This window comes from Halomonas sp. TD01 (genome assembly GCF_923868895.1).
Lineage (GTDB): Bacteria > Pseudomonadota > Gammaproteobacteria > Pseudomonadales > Halomonadaceae > Vreelandella.
This window is the reverse complement of record NZ_OV350343.1, coordinates 2,615,761-2,633,773: the sequence shown is the minus strand read 5'-3', so window position 1 is coordinate 2,633,773 and position 18,013 is coordinate 2,615,761. Positions and strand designations below refer to the sequence as shown.

Sequence of the window (18,013 nt, the reverse complement as noted above, 5' to 3'; positions counted from 1 at the left end):
TTGTTATCTCCTGCCACGTGTTTGTTCATCATCGGCTATATCGCCCTGCTGCCTATCCAGAATTTGACTTACGCCTTGAGTGAAGACCTGTTCGTAATTAAATTGCTTGCCCACCAAGGAGGCCTGCTCTGATAACACCGAACGCTGAGCAGGTGGTAGTGCATAAAATGCTTCTATGGCTTCTTGCAGCCCCTCTTTTCCATTGTGATAAAAGTAGCCATTTCTCGCTTCTTCTAAATACTCTTTTGCCGCGTGAAGCTTGGCATTAGCAATCACGGGTACGCCGCACGCGAGTGCCTCTACAGCGACTAAACCAAAACTTTCTTTAACAGAAGGAAATACAAATACGGAAAACTGGGCGATTTCACTCGGAAGTTTTGTGCGGGGAAGCGCCCCTGTAAAGGTTACCAACTCCCTTACGCTGAGCTGATCTGCTAACGCCTCTAACGCATCACGCTGAGAGCCGTCACCGATCATCACCAAACGTTTGTTGGGTATTGTTAACTCCGCAAAGGCCTGGAGTAATTCTTGGCAGTTCTTATTGGGCTCCAACCTTGAGACGCAGCCAATTGTAAAAAAATCTTCTGCTCTGATATTAAGCTCACTACTGGCGGCAACAAACTCTTCCCCAATGTTATCTGGGTAAACTTTAATGACCCGTTCAATGGGAATCTGAAGCTCATGACTTAGCTTTTGGCGAAAGTATCCTGAAGGGGCGACACACAGGTCAATCCTTTTTTGTATGCGACGAAAAAGCATACGAAACAGTGACGACTGCATGATTTGGTCTAGGTCAGTACCATGGAAACGAAGCACGATATAAAAGCGCTTGGCCTTCAACAAACTCGCTAAATACAAGATAGGCAGAAAGTAGACTGGGTAATGCACTTCGAGCACAGTTCCAGTTGGCTGCTTAAAAAGTGACACACAGCATCTGCTTAGCAGGCCTGCATAAAGCTTGATTTTGCTTAGTGCTCCGGAGGGCTTGTCTTTAATAGCCACTAGCTCGACATTTTTATCACCGAGCGCTTTTCTCCATGCCTGCTCGGTTGAGCGCACAAATGTGCCGTAGTGCGGCGCTGACTCGGATGGATACATATTAGTCCAAATCAAGACATGGCTCACAACAGCGCTCCCTTTATGCCAAGGTATGTCGCAATATTATCGCCTAGCTCGCTGCTGCTCTCTTGATCTACCAATGCTTCTTGTGGGTCGCGCCTATCAATAAGCTTGTTTAACGCACTGAAGAAGGCTGCTTTATCCGCACAAAATTCGAGTGTGGGATACTTTCCACTGAAAGCTTGAGCAGTATCTAGCTGATGGTCGTTTCGATGCTCGCCTAATGCGTATTGACGCGGCAGGAATACGCCTCGCTTATCATGGTCGAGGCATGACAAGATACTGCCCATGCCTGTATGAGACACTATCCCTTCAGCCTGACAGAACCAGTGGTAGTACTGCTCACTCGATAATGTTTTAAAAATTTCTATCGAGGGGCTGCTGAAGTGGCTATCTTCACCTATTTGAGCAACAACCTTGCCTGAGTAGCCCACGTCTGTGCGCCACTCTTCAAAATATTCAAGCAATCTATCAAAAGGCAGCTGGGTACCTACTGTGATAAAAATCATAATACCTTCCCCCAGTAGCCAACGCGCTTGTCGTTCGTGGCTAGGTGTTCCCACTGTGTTAGGCATACGTCACAGAAAAATTTTGCAATATTTCCTGAAAAAGACAGCTTTTGATAATTTGCCATACTATCGAGCCAAATAACTTTCTTACCTTTTAATTTAGCCACAAAACAAACAATAAGCCCCGGCAGTGCACCCGTTGAAATAACAACATCTGGTTTAGCTTGCTTTAGCAGTGTTGATGCCTGGCGAAAGGCACCTAGAATTTTCCATATACCGCTATCGCGGTGCACATTCGTGAAATAGAGCGCATTTACATCATCAACCTGTACATCTTGTTCAGTTACTGCGAAAACGAACGACGTATTACCGTCATTCGCTTCACCCTTTATTTGTTTATACAAACGTTTAAGCTGTATAAAATGACCGCCAAAAGAAGCCACCATCAAAATTCTCATTTACCTTCTCCTTGAAACGAGGCACGCTTCTCTTTCACCCTATAGACATAACTGACTAAAAAAGCGGTAGCACTAGATGCGATACCAGAATTTACAACATGCCCTGCGGTTAAGCTGACCCCTATCAACGTAATAGCAAGCAGCATAAAGCAAACGCTATCTTTTGGACTGCTAGCAAACAACTGACTGGACCACTTAAGCACTAATAACCACGGGAAGTAAAAAACGAGAGGACCCACAATACCAAAGGCAATGAACACATCGACTAAATCAATCTCGACTAATGACCCCCTAACTGCCAACAGATGATCTACACCAACTCCGAAAAACACATCAAGAAAACTGAAATCGATAATCACTTGGCTAAAGGCATCTTGTAAGAAGGTGACGCGACCACTAAGCAGCGCTCCCCAGATACCGCCATGCAGGCTATAAAGATATATAATTCGATCAAGCAAGCCAGTTGCTTGAATAAACTGATAACCCAGCACTGACATAGCAAACGCACCGCCCAGGCCTAATATATAAATGACAGGAATACGTTTTACATTAAAGTAACCGCCGTGAATCAAAGCATATAAATAGGCAAGACAAATCCCAATCATGGCAACTTTAGTGGCTTTCATAAGGAAAAAAAACAGTAGCACCAGAAATACACTAGATAGCACCCAAACGTTTTTATTTTCGGCGATATAAAAAAGAACGATACTTGCTGAAGCGAGCATTAAATAGCTCATTTCATTACCAGCAATAATAAAGCCCTTGCCACCTATTCCGCCTGCGTACTGAGATTCCCCTACACCAAAAACACCCAGAGTGACGTTCGCCGCCATAGCAACAAAATAAATAAGCATCAGCGCGGCTATCTTTTCTCCACTCCAAAAGCTGCCGTTAGCACTTTCGCCTATTAGATAAAACAGCAGAGCAAGCGTCAAAAGCCCTCTTACAGCCCAAGTAGTGCTTTCCGTTGCCGCACCGTAAACAAACATTTGGTAAGCAATGCTGGCTACTAACAACGCGATCATGATCAGCAGTTGAAAAAAACGCCAGGGATGATACACCAGCAACATAAGCACAACACCTATGAAGCCCAAGGCTTTATAGGGAGCAGATATACTCGGCATTGCCACCTCCTGGTAATGGAAGTAGCCATTTAAGGTATCTACGGCTGGCCATAGCATCAAAAATATCAACAACGTGATATCGAGACAGGTTTTAACCTTTACATCCATGGCTAATCGCCACGTTGATAGGCAACGCGCACTTTTTTCACAAAAATGCTCATTACCGCAGCAATAGGTGCAAATAGAAACGCCAGCAACAGGCCTACTGCCATAATAAAGCTCCTGCCCAACCCAACAGGCTCCAGGCCTCTCACTGCCAGCTGAGATGCGTCGCCTTCATTAATACTGTCAATCCGGCGCTCTAGCAGAAACACCTTTTCAAAATAGGCCGCCTCAAGCTCACCAGCAGTTTCACTACTGCTAGTGCGAGCAGCCTCTAATGCTTCTGAGTATGCTTCAAACTGATATTGAAGATTATTCTTTAGCGTATTGACTAAATTACTTTGATCGTTTTCTATCGCTTGAACAAGGCCATCATGAAAGCGCTCAATAAGCGGTTGATGCTCGTCCTCTGACAAACTGGTCACTCTTAGCAGTAGAGTATTTCTCGGATTGTTAACACTAACTTCAAAAGGCAGCTCTAAAACACTGCTATCTGACAACATGTTACGTTGCTGCTGCTCTAAAAAAACATTATTAACTTTTGCAATAACTTCCTCAGGCGTTTCCAACCCTCTCTTCACCCCTTCAACTGTTTCATAGGAAGCGACGCTATACATTGTTGTAAATTCATACTTAACTGGCTTTAAAAATATAACTAAAACAGTAATCAATAGCACTATAACTATACAGCTAAACATTACCTTCCACTGTCGGAGCAAGAGCACCACAAAGTCAACCAGTGTTATATTTTCAGCCTTACCCGCATCGTTGCTATCCATACACTCTCTCTCATTCCTCATGGAGCTTTTAAATACCACTTATGTGTAATGATTATTATTTCTAACCACTAATTATCGACATTGACTTACTACGCACTCATTTTTTCTATATTTTTTAACTGTTGCGCTGGGTGCTTGTGAACGATGGTGCCAACATCTTGCTCACTCATCCTCTTATTTTTTTGCGGTATAAATACTGCTAATTTCTAGGGTTATCATACCTGTTTGCTAGCAGCTATGTAACTCAACGTAGCTAAGGTTTACCCCGACTTTCTTCATTTTGGTTCAAAATACGCTTAGCCGCGACCTCAAATTTTAATACTTTTCATGAGAACGCCCTATCACAACCATCTATTCTACACTGCAGTTTAACACTCAGCGGCAGGCGCAAAGGCTCTTTTCGGATTGGCGTATTAAGACCATAAAAAAACCGGCCTCGTAATGAGGCCGGTTCTATTTTAACTAACAGGGGTTACCTGCTAAACATGGCTTGAGCCAAGCTTAGAAGTGGTAACGCGCGCCTGTCAGCCAATAAACGTTGTCAGTCAGATCGCTCAGAGTAGTTTCGTCACGATTGATAGACGGTGCGTCGCCATCAGCAACTTCTACGAAAACGTCAAACGCGCTGGAAACTTTGTAGTAAGAACCCAAAGCCCATGCGTTGCTGTCGCCGTTCTTCTCGCCTTCAGGATTGATGCCGTCGCGGCTGACGTGGTAGTAATCACCAGCGAATGCCCAAGGACCTGTGGTGTAAGTTGCACCAATACCAACTTTGTCGTAGCCGTTTTCACGAAGACGTAGGTCTTCGTTGTTTTCACGACCTTCGTAACCCAGACGAACTGACAGCTGATCGTTTACTGCGTAAGAACCGATCAAACCACCCAGGATTTCGCCGTTACCGCCGCCACGCTCAACGTCGTCAACGAAGCCAAGACCTACAGTGATCGGGCCTTGCTCGTAGCGTACGCCACCTTGTGCAGCAACTACGTTGCCTTCTTCACGTACACCAGTAGCGCCACCAGGCACATCTTCAAAACGGCCGCGCTCGCTGTAGTGTTTCAGCTGCAGGAAGGCTGTCCAGCCTTCTAGATCAGGCGTGTAGTAACCGATTGAGTCGCCACGCGACTGTTTCGGGTGACCAGCGAATTCTAAGCCACGGTCGATGTAAACATCGAACGGCAGAGAAACAAACTGGTTGTAGAAACTGTCGAAGTTGCCGCCTTGAATGGTACCGTACTGCTTGCTTTGTAGGCCCAGGTAGCTCTGACGAATTTCAGTGAAGCCAGACTCGGTGTAACGCTCGTCACCCTTGAAGCGCCACTCTAGACGACCGAAAGCGGTCAGGTCAGAGTTAACTTCGTGGCTCATGCGCAGGCCAAGACGAGAATAGACGTCAACGAACTCTTCGCTGTTGTCAATTTTGGCGCCATCGTCATCAAACTCGGGGCCGCCACCAGCGATACCCATGGCGATACGGCCATAGACATCAAGTTTGGTGCCGTCTTGGTCATAAACGGTAGCTGCTTGAGCGGCAGCAGAGGCACCGAGGGCGCCAATGATAGCAGTCGCTAAAAGTGTCTTTTTCATGATGTAGGTTCCTTAACTAGCTTACTGTTTCGATCGTTACCGCAAACTTATCGTGAAGTCTGCAGCTGGCTTGCGGGCCATGCTCTTTATGCCATCCTCCGGTTTTTCCCGGTGGTATGCGGCATGTCCTCAACTAAGCCTTGTTATAGTCCAATGCTCGCAGGTCAAACTCTATACTGGGATTCCAGTGAACGCAATAGAAAAAAACAGTGTTTTTTTACGATTTGCATTTTTTTAAGGAACCCATGGGCAACTGGCAGGTCTCAGCGGCCGGTAAATTTTTGCTGAAGTCCTCTTAATTTATCTTCTAAACTAAGCGGCTCTGCTGTTTTAGCTTTTTCCATCGTATCCCCCCTGCCGCCCTGCACACCTACTTTCTCCGGCGTGGAGCCAGGATTGTTTGGTACTTTTTGGGGTGTTTGTCTTGATGGCTGTCGCGGCTTTCTATTTTCTGAAGGCGGCGCTTGTTTTGATGGATTGCTGTCTTGCTTATCTTTTCGCCGCTCACTGGCATGTCGCGCCGCTTCTTTATCGACTTTGCCTGCCGGGTTTCCATCTAAATCAATTCGCTCAGCCCCTTCTCGCATGGATTTCACATAACGTGGCAGATTTACATAGTTTGCTAGTGCTCGGCGAATTAATTTCCCCGACCAGGGTTCACATTGAGCTAAATCCTGATGAATGCCCACTTTTAGCGGTTTAGTATGTCCAGTGAAAAACGCGTGCGGATAGCGTTTATACCACTGGCGCAAAAGCGCTTGGGGAGAAGGCGGTTGCGGTGCTGGTTCTGCAGTTCCCTTCTCTGCAATGACGGATTCTGTAGCTACTTTATCTGTAATTACTTTATCTATAGTTACTTTATCTGTGACTACCTTGTCATCTGGTATTTTCTCTACAGATACAGCCCCTATAAGCGATGCTTCTGCGGCAGCGGCTTCGCTAGTTACCTGTGTGTCGGGTAATTCTGAGGAAGGCCTTGCATCTTCTGCCAATGGTTCAGCGATAAAGGGATCAGGCTGGGATGGGCTGTGTAACGGCTGCGAAGACGGCTGGCTCTGTGGCACCTGATCAGCCAACTGCCGTTTTAGCATTGCGTTCTCTTCACGCAACGCGTTCAGTTTGGCCTTGGTCTGTTCAAGGTGCGTTTCTAATGTTTCTAACAGATCCAGCACTGTTGTTTCGGCCATACCCCCTCCTCCTTTGCGCTGATCAGTCGGCGATCCGCTCATAAACTACAAAGTCGTATTGGGGCTGCCCTTCCGCTGGCTTGCCCGCTACACGCTGAACTTCCTGCCACTCTTCCATTGAGAATTCTGGAAAAACGGCATCACCGTCGACTTCAATATCCACTTCAGTAATATAAAGCCGCTGGGCATGGGGAAGCGCTTGCCGATAAATTTCTCCTCCTCCCATCACCATGATTTCTTCGGCGGCTTCAATGGTGGCCTGTTGGTCGGCTAATGCCAATGCTGCTGGTAGCTCATGACAAATCCGCACGCCCTCGGCGGCAAAGTTTGTATCACGGGTTACCACAATATTGAGCCGATTAGGCAACGGCCTGCCTATCGACGCATAGGTTTTGCGCCCCATGACGAGCGGCTTGGCCTGGGTCATGCGCTTGAAGAACTTTAGATCTTCAGGTAGATACCAAGGCAGCTTACCGTCTACACCAATCACCCGGTTTTTGGCCATCGCCACAATCATCGCTATTGGCACCAGGGGGTCATAAGCATTTTGCTGCTGGCTCATACCGCCACCTCCGCTTTGATATGGGGGTGCGATTCATAATCTTCGATGTGGATATCGTCAAAGGTGAAATCGAACAAATTGGTTACCTGGGGGTTAAGCACCAAACGTGGCGACGCTTTAGGCGTGCGGCTCAACTGCTCCTGGGCCTGCTCTAAGTGGTTGCTGTAAAGATGGGCATCACCCAGCGTATGCACAAACTCGCCAGGCTCTAGGCCGGTTACTTGAGCCACCATACTGAGCAATAACGCATAGCTTGCAATATTAAACGGCACGCCTAAAAAGATATCTGCACTGCGTTGGTAAAGCTGACACGAGAGACGCCCATTGGCCACATAAAATTGAAATAAACAGTGGCAAGGCGGCAGTTTCATTTCATCGACTTGACCTGGATTCCAGGCTGAAACAATCAGTCGCCGCGATTGAGGCGTGGTACGAATTTGCTCTAACACGTTAGAAATCTGGTCGACGCTACCGCCATTGGGATTCGGCCAGCTGCGCCACTGGTAGCCATAAACAGGACCAAGATTACCGTTTTCGTCGGCCCAGTCGTCCCAGATGCGCACGCCATTTTCTTTGAGATACCCGATATTGGTATCACCTTTAAGAAACCACAGCAGCTCATGAATAATAGAGCGCAGATGCAGTTTTTTAGTGGTTAACAGCGGAAAGCCTTGAGAGAGATCGAAACGCATTTGATGACCAAACACTGAACGCGTACCAACGCCAGTGCGGTCATTCCGGTCAATGCCCTGCTCCAGCACGGTGCGCATTAGGTCGAGATATGGCTGTTCAAGCGCTTCTTTCGGCGTGGACGTTATTGCAGTCACAGAAATTCCAGATTAACAGGCAATGTAGGTGGGTATTCTAGGCTGGTATAGGGGGGTAGGTCGAGCCTAATTAGGCCTCCTTCGCGGGTGCGCTTCGCTTACCACGCGCTACAAAACCTTTAACGTCAATCTATTGCGATTATCGTAGCGCGGTGTAACAAGTCTTGTGGGGAGCGAGCAAATGAGTCACCAGCAACGGCGACAGCCGCCTTGCTTAATAACAGCGCCGTTTCGCGCTGGCGCACCATCGCTGGTGCGCTGCGCCTTGCAACGCGCTACACCTTGGCATCGATGGGTTGATTACGCGACCAAGCAATGAAAGCAAGGCCCAAGGCGATCATCGGGAGCGTCAGCAGCATACCCATGGTGAACCAGCCGAAAGCGAGATAGCCAATGTGGGCATCCGGCATACGTACAAATTCAACTATAAAGCGGAAGACGCCGTAGCCTAACAGGAACAAGCCTGAGACAAATCCTCTGGCTCGTGGCTTGGCAGATACCCACCACAGAATGGCAAACAGTACGACACCTTCCAGGACGGCTTCGTAAAGCGCTGAAGGGTGGCGTGGTTCTGGTCCCATACCAGGAAATGGCATGCCCCAGGGTAGCGACGTCACACGACCTGGCAGCTCATGGTTGATGAAATTACCAATCCGTCCTGCGCCTAAACCAATCGGCACCAGCGGAGCAATGAAGTCTGTGAGGGTGAGAAACGCCAGTTGTTTACGGCGTGCAAATAGCCATGCGGCAAGTAGCACCCCTAATAAACCACCATGGAAACTCATGCCGCCATCCCATACGCGGAACACCCATAGCGGGTCAGCCGCCCACTGCCCTAGGCCATAAAACAGTGCGTATCCTAATCGCCCTCCCACCACTACACCTATGGCGCAGTAAAAGAGCAGGTCACCGATATCATCCTTGGTCAGCCCAATACGTGGCGCCCGTTTACACCCTAGCCACCATGCCGCAACAAACCCCACCACATACATTAAGCCGTACCAATGAACCTGCAGCGGGCCAAGTGAAATCGCTACAGGGTCGATCGTTGGGTAATTAATCATCGAGAATCTCTAAGCAAACAGGAAAAAACAGCAGCGTGACATAAGTGAATTACGCCAATATGAAGCGCAAGCCCACGACAGCCAACAGCGTTGCAAATGAAAATCTCAGCACAGTGGCCGAGAGGACATGAGCCAAACGAACTCCAACCCGTGCAAACGGTACGCTTGTTAGCACAATGCCGATAAAGGCTGGCCACATGACAAAGCCAGTCGTCCATTGAGGAAGAAGCGGATTCCCCCACCCCACAACAATGAACGTTAACGCCCCAACCGCCGCTATTGGTAAACCACAGGCGGCAGAAGTTCCCACCGCTTGGGTCATGCTAGCACCACAACGTGAAAGCCAAGGCACTGTCATTGTGCCTCCCCCAATACCAAACAGTGCTGATATAGCCCCCACTACGCCGCCAGCAATGGTCATCGCAACATTTCCCGGTGGTGTACTGCCAGGCTTTGGCGAAAGACCAAAAACCATTTTGGTTGCTAGCAGCAATACAAACACCCCGAATAACGTTCCCAAAACGGTGCCAGAAAGGTTGTCTGCGATAAATACACCACCGATAGCTCCCAACATAAGTCCGGGCAACAACGCCATGAACCATGGTTTATGAATACTGCCTTTTCGGAAGTGTCCTAACGCTGACGAAGCCCCCGTGACCACGATCGTCGCTAGGGAGGTGCCTACTGCAAGATGCATGGTGATTTCAGGAGCAACCCCTTGTAGGCTAAACGCAAAGACAAGCGCAGGCACAATAATTAAACCGCCCCCTACTCCAAACAAACCGGCCATGGTGCCTGCCACTGCGCCTAGCAACAAATACCCTGCTAAAATACTCAATACTGTCATTTATTTTGCACCGGGTTATTCGCGCCGGGCACCCACTTGGTAATCATGCTAAGTAGTGTCTCGGGTTTGTAGGGCTTGGCTAGCACGTCATCCATACCTGCAGCGTTATAAGCGCCATATCCGGCGCTATCAACGTTTGCGGTGAGAGCAATCAAGACACTGCGTCGCTGACCGCCACTATGACGTTCGAAAGTTCGCCAGCGGCGTGCAGTTTCTAGCCCATCTAAGGTCGGCATAAAAATATCCATAAATACCAGATCATAAAAAATCATTTGCTGGCAGTCTAAGGCCTGCTCGCCACTACTGACGCCATCTACCTGAAGCCCCTGGGTTTCCAGCATTTGACGTGCCAGCATTAAATTAACGGGACCATCATCTACCACTAAAATACGCAGCTTGCGATCTGAAACGGGAAACGATTGTTCATAAACATCTGTTTCATTGACACTTTGCTGAACAAAGTTAGTAAGCAGTGCGCGTATATCCGCCAGTCGTTCACGCACATAGGTAATATTCTGTTGGCATGTTTCTGAATAATCCGTCTCCAACATATCGCCTAAATGATCAAACAATCCGTCAGCTTCACGCTGTAGTAACGTTAGATAGCCAGACTTCAAACGTGACTCTTCCCGCGCACGGTCGCGCCCAGCAATAAGGTGTTTCAACTGTTTTTGCTGGTGATGCAGATCATCGAGTAGGGCTTGATCGGGCCTAACTGGCTCGCTTGAAGAAGCTGGGTTCTGGGTATCCTCTTCAGCGCGTATAACATCTGCCAACAACTGATTGACTATCGCCAGACGGTTAAGCGGTAGTTCCTCGTCAAACTCTTTCGCCTGCGCATGAGCCTGATCAGGCTGCCGATTAACTAACTTGGCGGCTTGGCGCTCTAGCTCTGCCAGCTCATGCATGAAACGGGCATCTTTTTGCTTTGCACGACTCTTAACCAGCATCAAAAAAACGCCAACGTTTAAACAACTGCCCAGAAGCAACGCGAGGGTCAGCCATAGGGTGGTGCTCCACGTTGTTTGACTGGGGGAAAGCCCCCAGACTACCAACCCTACCAACACACAAAGCAGTACCAGGGCCGCCTGAATGAGTAAAAGAGGCCACAGAGTGGGCCAAACAATCGCATTCCAGAAGTGCTCTCGCTGATAGCGTTGCATAGTGTGCGCCTTCCTAGGTGGCTTCTTAAATATTACGCCTTAACATGTTGGCAGCCATAGCATGGCTAAGCATATTTATATTAATGTTAAGTGTATGTCTACGCATCAATACTGTCATACCACACTGGCTGATTGGTTTCCTGTTACTATTCGCGAGCCTTATTTATGTGCTTAATCACTTTTTCTTGGTCTCCTGGCTCTTCAATACCATTGCGCTTGGCAGGTAACCGGGATGAGTTCCATCAGCGGCCTACGGCTCCTCTTGCTCATTGGGAAGAGTACCCTGCTTTGCTGGGAGGACGCGACTTGGAAGCTGGTGGTACATGGTTAGCCGCCAACTCTCAAGGCGTTGTCGCAGCATTGACTAATGTGCGTGACCCCGCGCTGGCGACGCCGGCCAACGCGCCGAGCCGAGGCGAACTCGTTGCGAGCGTCTTACAAAGCAACGATGTAGAGGCATGGCTTAAAGCACAGGAACGCACGACCGCCCACCGCTATGCCGGATTTAATCTGTTGGTTGCCACACAACACCACATGTGGCACTTGCACCGCGGCCGTCATGGGGTAGTACTTACCCGAATCCCACCTGGGGTTCATGGCTTGTCAAACGCCACCCTTAATACTCCCTGGCCAAAATTGAACCTGGTTCGCGACGCCTTGTTAAACAGCGCCGACGAACAGTGGCAGACCGCGACGCAGCATGCGCTGCATGATTCGCAAACCGCACCTGATGAGCAGCTACCGGATACCGGGGTGGGTTTAACGCTAGAGCGCCAGCTCTCTTCCGCGTTTATTGTTGGTGAACATTACGGCACCCGGGCAACCACTTGGCTAACGCTAAACCACCAGAGGCAGGTAAAAATTACCGAGCAGCGGTTTGGACCACTCGGTCGTTTTGAGGGAGAAACCACATTGACAACACCCTGCCCCCTAGCACTCAATTAGCCCCAGCATTAATCTCGTGGTGGCATTAAGTGTGAAAGCTGCCACTCATCCATACGCTGATTGAGGTGTTCATGCACTAATGCTGGTGTATCCAGATCCATGATCTCTTTAAGCAGCGTTTGTGCATCTTGCATCGACACTCGGCGAATAGCAGCCCGCACTCGGGGCAAACTAGGGGCATTCATAGAAAGGCTGGTGAATCCCATGGCCATTAATAGCAGCGCACCAGCGGGGTCACCTGCTAATTCGCCGCAAAGCGATATAGGCTTTTCTAGCCGAGTAGCATCCTGAGCGAGCTCTTGCAGCGCGCCTAGCAGCGCTGGGTGCAACGCATCGTACAGGCTAGAGACGCGAGGATTATTGCGATCTACCGCGAGCAAATATTGGGTAAGGTCGTTACTGCCTACCGAGAAGAAATCGACCCGTTTCGCCAGCGCATCCATTTGATAAATAGTCGCAGGCACTTCAATCATTACGCCTACTTTAGGCCGTTCGACAACAATACCTTCTTCGCCTAGCTCAAGAATGGCACGATCCAGCAGACGAATCGCTTCGTCGACCTCTTCCACATTGGTAATCATCGGGAAGAGCACGTAGAGATTATTCAAATCATGCGACGCTTTCAGCATGGCACGCAGCTGCACCATCAATACTTCTGGATGATCGAGGGTTACCCGCATTCCCCGCCAGCCCAAGAATGGATTAGCTTCTTCAATGGGAAAATAGGGAAGGTCTTTATCGCCGCCGATATCCAGCGTTCGCATTACCACCGGCAGTGGCGAAAAGCCTTCTAACTGCTCGCGGTACATGCGCATTTGTTCTTTCTCACCGGGGAAGCGCTCGGTAATCATAAATGGCACTTCGGTGCGGTATAGGCCTACGCCGCCGATACGGCTTTTCAGCAACGCCGAGGCATCAACCGCCAGACCGGTGTTAACCATTAGCGGCATGGCATGGCCATCTGGCGTTTCACTGGGCAGGTCTTGCTCGTGCTCCAGTAGCTCACTCAGCGCGGTTTCTTCGGCAATCAAGCTTTCGTAGCGGGTTCTTAGCTCTGGCGCTGGGCGCACAAATAGCCGCCCCCGGTGGCCATCAAGCACTACCGGCGCGCCGTTTAAGCGCGGCAACGGGAGATCCACCATCCCAAGTACCGTAGGAATACCCATGGCGCGGGCTACAATCGCAACATGTGAGGTACTCGAGCCACGCACGGACACCAAGCCTTTTAGCTTGTCTCTTGGCACTTCTCCAAGCATGGCAACGCTAATTTCATCACCTACCAAAATGGCGTTTTCTGGATAGGTTTCTGGCGTGGAAGGCGTGTCTTCTTGAAGATGCGCCAGCACACGGCGACCAAGATCGCGAATATCTGCCGCCCGCTCACGCAAATAGTCGTCGTCTACGCGCTCAAGGTATTGCACATGGCGGCGCACCACATCGGCTAATGCCCCAGGAGCCCACTGCCCTTCACGAATACGCTTTTCAACTTCTTCAGAGAGCGCCGCTTCGCCAAGCATTTGCTGATAAACGTCAAATAGCGCCAGCTCTTGGGAAGAAATACGATTAACCAAGCGCTCTGCCGCTGCGCGAATTTCATCGCGTGTTTTGCCAATGGCTTCTTTTAATCGTGCAACTTCGTAATCTTGGTCGCTGGGAATAAGGTCGGGTACGCTGTTCAGGTCAGCGGGCGGCGTAATCACTACCGCTTCACCTATGGACATACCTGGGGAAGCCGCCACGCCTTTAAACATGGCCTGACCACCCGGAAGCGCAGGCCGTGAAAGGTTGCCGGTAGCAAGCGCGTGGGCCAGTACGCCTGCCAACTGGGCAGCCATGGTGACAAGGAAAGCTTCATCTTCATCGTCATACTGACGTTTTTCGGCTTGCTGTACGACTAAAACGCCCAACATGAGGCGCTGATGAATAATCGGCACCCCCAAGAAGCTGGAATAGCGCTCTTCACCGGTTGCTTCAAAATAGCGGAAGTGGGAGTGGGACTGAGCATCTTCTAAGTTAAGCGGTTCGCTGCGCTTAGCAACCAACCCCACTAGGCCTTCACCTAGCGGTAGCACGACGCGACCTACCGCTTGAGTACGTAGGCCTATCGTTTCCATTAATACGAGTGACTCAAGCTCCTTGTCATATAAATAGAAGGAGCACACATCAGTCTGCATGGCCTTGCGTATGCGGCGTACCATCGTTGACAGCGCGGCGTCGAGGTTTCTTGCGCCATTCACTTCTTGAATAACGCGTCGCAGCACCTCAAGCATGGACGTTTTTCTATTCACTATTATTTGCCTCGCTGAGGGATTTTCGGCCAGCTGTCACTGTTTACTTAGAACAGTTCCTTCAAAACGGTTCTTTCAAAACGGTTCTTTCAAAACGGTTCTTTCAAAACGGTTCTTGCAAAACAGTGGAGTGCACGTTATCCATCGTTATCTTGTTGCGCCAAGCGCTGAACGCGAGGAGAAAGCTCCCGTAGCGCGCGCCGATATACCTCACGTTTGAACGGCACCACTTGCCCTAGTGGGTACCAGTAACTTACCCATCGCCAACCATCAAATTCGGGTTTAGGCGTTGCCGTCATGCAGATTCGATTTTCTTGGCAGCGAATCTTGAGTAAAAACCACTTCTGCTTTTGGCCGATACAAACCGGCCGTGAGTGGGTGCGAATCATGCGTCGTGGTAGACGATAGCGCAGCCATCCCCGGGTACAAGCGACAATATCAACATCGTCGGCGGTTAGACCGATCTCCTCAAAAAGCTCGCGAAAAAGCGCTTGATGTGGTGTTTCGTTTGCCTTGATGCCTCCCTGGGGAAACTGCCACGCGTTTTGCCCTACACGACGCGCCCAAAGCAGCTGCCCCTGGCTATTGGCAATAATAATGCCAACATTGGGGCGAAAGCCGTCAGCGTCGATCACGGACATCACCTTAATAAATTTTCAGTTGTCCCCATTTTTCCACAAGGGAGACAAGCGTATCAATACAATATAACGCTAAGTGGTTAAACCAAGGTGACTCTGCGATAATCCGCCGCTTTGCGAACCATCGCTAACGACCAATATTGACGACCAACTTAACCATAAGGGGAGCGCCGTGAGTCTGGCTATTTTCGATTTGGATAATACGCTGATATCCATCGACAGCGATCATGCCTGGGGCGAGTTTTTGCTCGAACAGGGGGCAGTTGATCCAATTGCCTACCGCGAGGCCAATGAGCGCTTTATGGCCGACTACAACGCAGGCACGTTAGATATGGCGGCCTTTTTGGAAATGGCATTGAAGCCACTGGCTGAAAACACGCCAGAGCAGTTAGCTGCTTGGCACCAGCAGTTTATGGCCAGCAAAATCGAGCCGAATATCTTGCCTAAAGCAGAAGAACTGTTGGCCCGGCACCGTACAAAAGGCGATACGCTGCTGATCATTACCGCGACTAATCGCTTTATTACCGCCCCCATCGCCGACCGCTTGGGCGTTGACGCCTTGATTGCCGTTGAACCGGAAATAGCCGATGGCCGCTACACTGGCCGTGTAGCGGGCACTCCCAGCTACCGCGAAGGCAAAGTGACCCGCTTAAAGCAGTGGCTTGAGGGCCAAGAGTTCACCATGGACGGCGCATGGTTTTACAGCGACTCCCACAACGACCTTCCCCTGCTTGAACAAGTGGAGCACCCAGTAGCCGTCGACCCCGACGACACTCTTCGCCAAGTGGCCGAAGAACGCCAATGGCGTATTATGAGCTTGCGGGATTGAGCCAACTGCCCCGCGGGTGCGCTGACGCTTACGCCGCGCTACAAACCCGTTAATTCAATACGTTGCAAACGTAGCGCGTGGTAACGCATCTTGCGAGGAACGAGCAAATGAGGCACCCGCGAACGGCTATGGCACTGCCCCGCGGGTGCGCTGACGCTTACACCGCGCTACAAACCCGTTAATTCAATACGTTGAAACGTAGCGCGTGGTAACGCATCTTGCGAGGCACGAGCAAATGAGGCACCCGCGAACGGCTATGGCTCTGCCCCGCGGGTGCGCTGACGCTTACACCGCGCTACAAACCCGTTAATTCAATACGTTGAAACGTAGCGCGTGGTAACGCATCTTGCGAGGCACGAGCAAATGAGGCACCCGCGAATGGCTATGGCTCTGCCCCGCGGGTGCGCTGACGCTTACACCGCGCTACAAACCCGTTAATTCAATACGTTGCAAACGTAGCGCGTGGTAACGCATCTTGCGCGGCACGTGCAAATGAGGCACCCGCGAACGACTATGGCTCTGCCCCGCGGGTGCGCTGACGCTTACACCGCGCTACAAACCCGTTAATTCAATACGTTGCAAACGTAGCGCGTGGTAACGCATCTTGCGAGGCACGTGCAAATGAGGCACCCGCGAACTGAAAAGCGGCACCGCCCAATAAAAAAACCCCGCAAGCATTAAGCCTGCGGGGTTTCGCATTACTGGGCATTGTTCTTAAAACTGTTCTCAAAACCGTTCTAAGAACGCCAGCAGGCGTGCTTAGCCGAGCAGGTGCTCAACGGCCGCGCGCTCTTCACGCAGTTCTTTCTCGGTAGCCTGCATCTTCTCTTTGCTGAACGCGTCCAACTCAAAACCTTGAACGATTTCATACTTGCCACCCTGACAACGGACTGGGTAGGAGTAGATGATGCCTTCTTCAATGCCGTAGCTGCCGTCAGACGGGATCGCCATGCTAACGATACCATCGCAACCCAGCGCCCAATCACGCATGTGGTCAATCGCTGAAGACGCCGCAGACGCTGCAGAAGATGCGCCACGTGCTTTAATAATCGCCGCGCCGCGCTGCTGTACTGTCGGGATAAAGTCGTTTTCGTACCAGTCACGCTCGACCAGATCAAAGGCAGCTTTGCCGTCTACTTTGCACTGCGCCAGATCCGGGTACTGGGTAGCACTGTGGTTGCCCCAGATAATCATGCTGTCAACGTCAGACACATGCTTGCCAGTTTTCTGAGCCAGCTGCGTCAGCGCACGGTTGTGGTCCAAACGCGTCATTGCGGTGAACTGACCTGCATCGAGGTCCGGCGCATTGCAAGAAGCAATCAATGCGTTGGTGTTAGCCGGGTTACCGACGACCAGCACGCGCACATCACGGCTAGCGTGATCGTTCAGCGCTTTACCTTGTACAGAGAAGATCGCGGCGTTGGCTTCTAGCAGATCTTTACGCTCCATCCCTGGGCCACGCGGACGTGCACCTACCAGCAAGGCGAAATCGGCATCTTTGAAGGCAACGTTCGGATCATCAGTAGCAACGATGTCTTGTACCAGCGGGAAGGCACAGTCGTTAACTTCCATGACAACGCCATTCAAGGCGTCCATGGCTTGGGGAATTTCGAGAAGCTGGAGAATGACTGGCTGATCCGGCCCCAGCATATCGCCAGCGGCGATGCGGAAAATAAGAGAATAGCTGATCTGGCCGGCACCGCCGGTAATCGCAATACGTACTGGATCTTTCATCATTGCTCCTTGATGGTTCGCCTAGTGAGGGTTCTCGTCTGAGAGTGGGTCGACAGAACTCAAGACGCAAAGATGGTATGCCCAGATGTGCAAAAACTCAATCATACATGAGACTACTACCCATTCTCTCAGCGGCTTGGTACTCGCTGCCAAACGCCAGTTGCGCTATGGTGTGTCGGTCAATAAGCATTAACTCTTAATATGACTTCCCCCTCAGCATGACTTACCTTGTGTGATTTTTTTGGGTTAAT

17 protein-coding genes are annotated in these 18,013 nt (G+C 50.2%); 2 read left to right on the top strand and 15 right to left on the bottom strand.

The annotated features are described in order from the left end of the window. Positions 1-3: 3 nt before the first annotated feature. The 12 genes from L1X57_RS11850 to L1X57_RS11795 form a co-directional block, all read right to left on the bottom strand. The gene (locus L1X57_RS11850; protein WP_234667730.1) at positions 4-1,002 is read right to left on the bottom strand and encodes a glycosyltransferase; all 999 of its coding nucleotides are present in this window, start codon (positions 1,000-1,002) and stop codon (positions 4-6) included. 119 nt (positions 1,003-1,121) lie between these two features. Continuing rightward, a complete protein-coding gene (locus tag L1X57_RS11845) occupies positions 1,122-1,628 on the bottom strand; it encodes a glycosyltransferase (RefSeq protein ID WP_009721791.1) in 507 nt (168 codons plus the stop codon). After that, the gene (locus L1X57_RS11840) at positions 1,625-2,086 is read right to left on the bottom strand and encodes an Oligosaccharide biosynthesis protein Alg14 (RefSeq protein ID WP_009721790.1); all 462 of its coding nucleotides are present in this window, start codon (positions 2,084-2,086) and stop codon (positions 1,625-1,627) included. The genes L1X57_RS11845 and L1X57_RS11840 overlap by 4 nt, the downstream gene beginning before the upstream one ends. Further along, on the bottom strand, positions 2,083-3,318 hold the full coding sequence (locus tag L1X57_RS11835) for a hypothetical protein (RefSeq protein WP_009721789.1): 1,236 nt from the start codon (positions 3,316-3,318) through the stop codon (positions 2,083-2,085). Before L1X57_RS11835 ends, L1X57_RS11840 begins: the two co-directional genes overlap by 4 nt. Positions 3,319-3,320: 2 nt before the next feature. Then, positions 3,321-4,091 (bottom strand): Wzz/FepE/Etk N-terminal domain-containing protein, encoded by a 771-nt coding sequence (locus L1X57_RS11830; protein ID WP_009721788.1) that lies wholly within the window; start codon positions 4,089-4,091, stop codon positions 3,321-3,323. 501 nt (positions 4,092-4,592) lie between these two features. Then, a complete protein-coding gene (locus tag L1X57_RS11825; protein WP_009721787.1) occupies positions 4,593-5,678 on the bottom strand; it encodes a porin in 1,086 nt (361 codons plus the stop codon). Positions 5,679-5,941: 263 nt separating this feature from the next. Further along, entirely contained in the window at positions 5,942-6,865 is a 924-nt protein-coding gene (locus L1X57_RS11820; protein WP_009721786.1) for a ProQ/FINO family protein, read from the bottom strand. 22 nt (positions 6,866-6,887) lie between these two features. Beyond that, positions 6,888-7,427: a dihydrofolate reductase gene (locus L1X57_RS11815; RefSeq protein ID WP_009721785.1), complete on the bottom strand. Its 540-nt coding sequence runs from the start codon at positions 7,425-7,427 to the stop codon at positions 6,888-6,890. Continuing rightward, complete coding sequence (locus L1X57_RS11810; RefSeq protein ID WP_234668056.1) at positions 7,424-8,197, bottom strand: thymidylate synthase; 774 nt, start codon at positions 8,195-8,197, stop codon at positions 7,424-7,426. Before L1X57_RS11810 ends, L1X57_RS11815 begins: the two co-directional genes overlap by 4 nt. Before the next feature lie 332 nt (positions 8,198-8,529). Continuing rightward, a complete protein-coding gene (gene lgt / locus L1X57_RS11805; protein ID WP_009721782.1) occupies positions 8,530-9,318 on the bottom strand; it encodes a prolipoprotein diacylglyceryl transferase in 789 nt (262 codons plus the stop codon). 49 nt (positions 9,319-9,367) lie between these two features. Beyond that, positions 9,368-10,165, bottom strand: coding sequence for a sulfite exporter TauE/SafE family protein (locus L1X57_RS11800; protein ID WP_009721781.1), 798 nt, complete (start codon positions 10,163-10,165; stop codon positions 9,368-9,370). Further along, entirely contained in the window at positions 10,162-11,328 is a 1,167-nt protein-coding gene (locus tag L1X57_RS11795) for a response regulator (RefSeq protein WP_009721780.1), read from the bottom strand. The genes L1X57_RS11800 and L1X57_RS11795 overlap by 4 nt, the downstream gene beginning before the upstream one ends. 165 nt (positions 11,329-11,493) lie before the next feature. On the opposite strand from L1X57_RS11795, the gene L1X57_RS11790 reads away from it, so the two are divergent. Next, positions 11,494-12,273, top strand: a complete 780-nt coding sequence (locus tag L1X57_RS11790; protein ID WP_039868443.1) for an NRDE family protein — start codon at positions 11,494-11,496, stop codon at positions 12,271-12,273. A gap of 8 nt (positions 12,274-12,281) precedes the next feature. Here L1X57_RS11790 and ptsP read toward each other — a convergent pair whose 3' ends face one another. Together ptsP and L1X57_RS11780 are read right to left on the bottom strand one after the other, a co-directional pair. Continuing rightward, a complete protein-coding gene (ptsP, locus tag L1X57_RS11785) occupies positions 12,282-14,543 on the bottom strand; it encodes a phosphoenolpyruvate--protein phosphotransferase (RefSeq protein ID WP_009721778.1) in 2,262 nt (753 codons plus the stop codon). 155 nt (positions 14,544-14,698) lie between these two features. Then, positions 14,699-15,196, bottom strand: a complete 498-nt coding sequence (locus L1X57_RS11780; protein WP_009721777.1) for an RNA pyrophosphohydrolase — start codon at positions 15,194-15,196, stop codon at positions 14,699-14,701. A gap of 175 nt (positions 15,197-15,371) precedes the next feature. Here L1X57_RS11780 and L1X57_RS11775 point away from each other — a divergent pair, with 175 nt between their 5' ends. Continuing rightward, on the top strand, positions 15,372-16,028 hold the full coding sequence (locus L1X57_RS11775) for an HAD family hydrolase (protein ID WP_009721776.1): 657 nt from the start codon (positions 15,372-15,374) through the stop codon (positions 16,026-16,028). Positions 16,029-16,787: 759 nt separating this feature from the next. Here the strand turns inward: L1X57_RS11775 and L1X57_RS11770 are convergent. Further along, complete coding sequence (locus L1X57_RS11770; RefSeq protein ID WP_009721774.1) at positions 16,788-17,762, bottom strand: malate dehydrogenase; 975 nt, start codon at positions 17,760-17,762, stop codon at positions 16,788-16,790. Positions 17,763-18,013 lie beyond the last annotated feature (251 nt).